Origin of the sequence: Halomonas sp. PBN3 (genome assembly GCF_000475415.1) — a bacterium.
Lineage (GTDB): Bacteria > Pseudomonadota > Gammaproteobacteria > Pseudomonadales > Halomonadaceae > Halomonas > Halomonas shengliensis.
The window spans coordinates 1-4,567 of record NZ_AXCA01000056.1; the positions used below are offsets into that span (position 1 = coordinate 1).

At 62.0% G+C, this 4,567-nt stretch carries 5 protein-coding genes; all 5 read left to right on the plus strand.

The annotated features are described in order from the left end of the window. Positions 1-237: 237 nt before the first annotated feature. The 5 genes from Q673_RS35850 to Q673_RS22645 all read left to right on the plus strand — a co-directional run bounded on the left by Q673_RS35850 (position 238) and on the right by Q673_RS22645 (position 4,011). A complete protein-coding gene (locus Q673_RS35850; RefSeq protein ID WP_081711968.1) occupies positions 238-693 on the plus strand; it encodes a DUF3158 family protein in 456 nt (151 codons plus the stop codon). Between the two features lie 18 nt (positions 694-711). Next, the gene (locus Q673_RS22630) at positions 712-1,146 is read left to right on the plus strand and encodes a single-stranded DNA-binding protein (protein ID WP_023004933.1); all 435 of its coding nucleotides are present in this window, start codon (positions 712-714) and stop codon (positions 1,144-1,146) included. Between the two features lie 37 nt (positions 1,147-1,183). Beyond that, positions 1,184-1,771 carry a hypothetical protein gene (locus Q673_RS36450; protein WP_152527071.1) on the plus strand — a complete coding sequence of 196 codons (588 nt, stop codon included), beginning with the start codon at positions 1,184-1,186 and terminating at the stop codon, positions 1,769-1,771. A gap of 20 nt (positions 1,772-1,791) precedes the next feature. Continuing rightward, positions 1,792-2,016: a hypothetical protein gene (locus Q673_RS22640; protein WP_023004935.1), complete on the plus strand. Its 225-nt coding sequence runs from the start codon at positions 1,792-1,794 to the stop codon at positions 2,014-2,016. Positions 2,017-2,118: 102 nt separating this feature from the next. Beyond that, positions 2,119-4,011 (plus strand): DNA topoisomerase III, encoded by a 1,893-nt coding sequence (locus tag Q673_RS22645; RefSeq protein ID WP_023004936.1) that lies wholly within the window; start codon positions 2,119-2,121, stop codon positions 4,009-4,011. The last annotated feature ends 556 nt before the right edge of the window (positions 4,012-4,567 follow it).

Genomic DNA, 4,567 nt, shown 5'->3' on the forward strand with positions numbered 1-4,567 from the left:
TGATGCCAGTGGCATCACTTGATCGGCGGTGCCGAAGAGGTCTTCGAGGTGATTCCAGTGTAATCACCTGGGCGGTGGTACCGGGGAGGGCCCCGGGGGTGATTCCACTGGAATCACTTGATCGGCGGTGCCGAAGAGGTCTTCGAGGTGATTCCAGTGGAATCACTTGATCGGCGGTGCCGAGGAGGTCTTCGAGGTGATTCCAGTGGAATCACAGCAAGTGCATGAGGGGGCAGCTTGGATACCGCATCGAACAGCTATGGCAATGATGCATTCAACAGCTACGCAAATGGTTTTTTAAAACCCTTTAAGGGTAAGGGGGAGCTGATTCGGCTCCGTGATGAGTTGGAGGAGTCGGCAAGAGCGGCGCGGCAAGAGGCGATCGATATAGCCTCGCAGGCGAATGGGGGGTTGCTGAAATCGACCGACCTCTGGCTGACCCCATGGGGTAAATCAGGCGTTCCTGCCAGAACGCTGCAGTGGCGCGATAACAGGCAGAGGAGCATGGGGCTTTGGCTGCTGGAAACGTTCCTGTCTCGCGACGACATATCCGAGGCGATGCGGCAGTCCGTCATCGATCTCGAGGTGCAGCGCTGCGTGTTCAATGCCAAGGCGGCCACGATCAACTGGTCGATCAAGCGAATCGGCAAGGCGCTGGCCGATATCGAGCATGCCGTCTCATTTCAGCGATAACGACCAAGGAGGATACCCATGGGCACCCGCTTTTACGGTGAGGGAAATATCGGCAGCGATCCGGAGGTTCGGACATTCCCCGTGCGTGAGAACCAGCCGCCCCGCACGCTGCTCAGGCTAAACGTGCGATTCGATAACCTGGTCCCCAAGGATGGAGAGATCGTGGATCGTGGTGGCTTCTGGGCCGATGTGGAGTGGTGGCACCGTGATGCCGAGCGCTGGTCCCGACTGTACCAGCGGGGCATGCGGATTGTGGTAGTGGGCAAGATGGTTCAGGACAGCTGGGAGCAGAGCGGCGAGACGCGAACGGCGTTCAAGGTGCAGGCAGACCGGGTCGCTATCTTGCCTCACCGGGTGGCTCAGGTAATCATGGATGCCCCCCATAGCCATCAACAGCCGGCTGAGCAAGACAACAGCGGCCCGGGAGCCAGCCAGGAAGGCTACGGGGGCTAGCCGCTGAGTGATCATGGATGAACCAAGGAGAAGAGCGATGAAGGGAGCCAGGGGAGTTCTGTGTTGGGTGAGCCTGGGTGCTGCTGTGACCTTGGCAGCGGGCTGTGCCACACAGGACCATCTCTACTCTAAAGGACGCTGCCTGACCTGCATCAACAATCCGGTGACCGGGGAACCAGTCAATTACGACCCCGGGCAGCAGCCTGCTATCGAAAAGGATGCTGAGGCAGCCAGCAGCGGCCAGGAAGTATCGGCAAGTAGCCGGCATGGGCGCTTCAGCATGGCATCACCGCTTGATGTGGATACGGCCTATGCTCGGGTGCGTTCCGAGTTCGGATTCCGCTCCGATGCGGACTTCAACCCGAACAGCAACTCTGACCAGTGGGCGATGATGGACAACGCCTGGCACTTCGATGCTACGCCCGGCGCTTTCTATCAGATGAGTGACTATGCCAGGCAGGCCGTCAACGGGGCCGAGCACTCCCTGGTGCTGAAAACTCAAATACAGCGCGACGGCAGTGGTTCTCGTATCAACGTAGAGTACCTGCCAACGACCAGTGCCGGGTACGATGGGGATGCCATGGGTGAGGCGCTTGAGGAGCGTTTCCGTATGGCGCTCCGTTAGCGCAGACAGGAGGGCATTCGGTGACATCGCCAGCACTGAGAAAAGAGCGGATCGGCATCACTCATGCAGCGCAGCTGCTGGGTGTTCGTGTCACCGAGCTCAAGGATGCCCTTCAGCATGGCCGCGACCTTCGCGGCCATGCGCCACCCCAGCCCATTGTCAGAGGTGCCGGCTCGTCCGGCACCCAGATGCTGTTCCTCCTGGGCGAGGTGATGGACGTCGCCGAGCTGATGGCCAGCTCTTGAAGGCGTCGGTGCAAAGCCGTTTCGCTGTCGTTCCCTTTCTTGCTTCGCTCCCTCCCACTGCCTTGCCATGCTGCCCTCCACGCTTATGAGGGAGGTGTGCCAATGCGTCTATTCCTGTGCGAGAAGCCTTCGCAGGCCCGAGATATTGCCCGCGTGATTGGTGCCGGCCAGCGCAGCGAGGGCTTCTTGAAGGGCGAGGGGTGTGTCGTGACCTGGGGGTTCGGGCACCTGCTCGAGCAGGCTCCGCCGGAGCAGTACGATCCGGCGCTCAAGCGCTGGTCGCTGGAAGCGCTGCCGATTCTGCCTTCGACTTGGAAGATGGAGATCAAGAAGAGCGGCCGCAAGCAGTTCGGGGTGGTGAAGAAGCTGCTGGGCCAGGCGACCGAGGTGGTAGTGGCCACCGATGCCGACCGGGAAGGGGAAACCATCGCCCGCGAAATCTTGGATCACTGCGGCTATCGGGGGAAGGTCACCCGCTTGTGGCTCTCGGCCCTGGATGATGCCTCGATCCGCAAGGCCCTGGCCGGCATCAGGCCCGGCGAGGCGACTTACCCGCTATATCTGGCTGGCCTTGGGCGTAGCCGGGCCGATTGGCTGGTCGGGATGAACCTGACCCGGGCCTATACGGTACTGGCCCAGCGACAGGGCCATCAGGGAGTACTCTCGGTGGGACGTGTGCAGACGCCTGCACTGCGCCTGGTTGTGGATCGCGACCGGGAGATTGCCAACTTCGTTCCCCAGCCCTTCTGGGAAGTCGTGGCGCATCTGCAGGCGTCGGGCGGGACCTTTCAGGCGAAGTGGCAACCGAGTGATGCCTCGATCCAGGATGCCGCGGGGCGCTGCGTCAGCGAGGAAGCTGCCCGGTCATTGGCTCAGCGAGTCACCGGGCAGCAGGGGCGTGTCAGCCACCTCGAGACGAGCCGCAAGAAGGAGGCGGCGCCACTGGTGATGGATCTCTCATCGCTGCAGCAGGAGGCGTCGCGCCGCTTTGGTTACGGTGCCCAGCAGGTATTGGATATCGCCCAGGCGCTCTACGAAGTCCACAAGGCGACCAGCTACCCGCGAACCGACTGTCGGTATCTGCCGGAGTCGCAGCGCGATGATGCCGAGCGCATCGTGACGATGCTGCTGCACTCGGATGAGGTGCTGTCGGCGCTTCGCCAGCGGCTGGACACGAGCCGCAAGAGCCGTGTCTGGAACGACAGCAAGATTACCGCCCACCACGGCATCATCCCGACCGCTGCCTGCGACCTGGCCAAGTTGAGCGATGCCGAACGCAACGTCTACGACCTGATTCGTCGCCACTACCTGGCCCAGTTTCTGCCGGCTCACGAGTACGATCGGACCGAGGTGCGGGTAGACCTGGAGGGCGAAGCGTTTGTGGCCTCAGGGCGGCAGGTGCATGTGGAAGGGTGGCGCGAACTCTTTCCCCGGGCGGCGGTTGGAGATGGCGGCGACGAGGAGCGGGAAGCGCCCCCGCTGCCGTCGCTGAGCGAGGGGGAGTGCTGCCAGGCCCGTCAGCTTGAGGTGCTGGCCAAACAAACGACACCGCCCAAGCCCTTCACCGAGGGCACCCTGGTCGCCGCCATGAAGCATGCCGCTCGGTTCGTGACAGACGAGCGCCTGAAGGCGCGTCTCAAGGAGACGGCAGGGATCGGCACCGAGGCAACCCGGGCCGGCATCATCGAGACGCTGCTGAAGCGGGGCTTCATCAAGCGGCAGAAGCGCGCCCTGGTCTCGACGCCGACCGGCCAGCAGCTAATCGATGTGCTTCCTTCTGTCATCACCAATCCCGGCATGACAGCGCTCTGGGAGCAGGCGTTGGATGATGTTGCGGCAGGGCGGCTGGAACTGCATGACTTTATGGCACGTCAGGCCGGCATGGTGGAGAAGCTAGTGCAGCATGCGCGGGAGTCCACGGTGACGATGCCTCAGCAGGAGAGCAAGACGCCAGGAAAAGGCGCCGGCAGCCGGCGCAAGGCGCTATCATCTTGACCCTAAGAGGGGTAGGCTCAATAATGAGGTCTGTACCCCGTTGGTTGCTGACGGTCATCACGCAACGCCCTTTGAGCGCCAACGCTCAATCCCCCAAAGTATTCGCACCTCGCGAGACGAATACGCCCCATCCCGCCTATACGGCTCACACTGCATCATCAACAGTCGGGGTTCGAGGTTCATTAGTCCCAGGCCAACTTGGTTGGTTGGCCACCTATCTCATACGACGACCGGCCTGCCGGCTACCTTGATCCAGGGTAGCCGGCAGGCCGGTTGACGTTTCCACGCTGGAAACGCCTGCCCTTCTGCGGAGCCCGCCGCATCACCAACGGGAGCCCTTTGTACAGGGATCTGTGCTTGATCGACCGAATGCGTCCGCGAAGAGATTCGGGTGCCACCGTGAGCGAAGCATGGAAACGAGGGACATGCCTTGGCTCCAGTTGCATGGCGGACATCCTGGTACTTGTCGATACGGCGACGACCCTGTTGATGCCCTCTATGGTCTTCAATCCCAAGACGTGGCGTGCCGCGTCTTGCGAGTGGGGATATCGAGGAG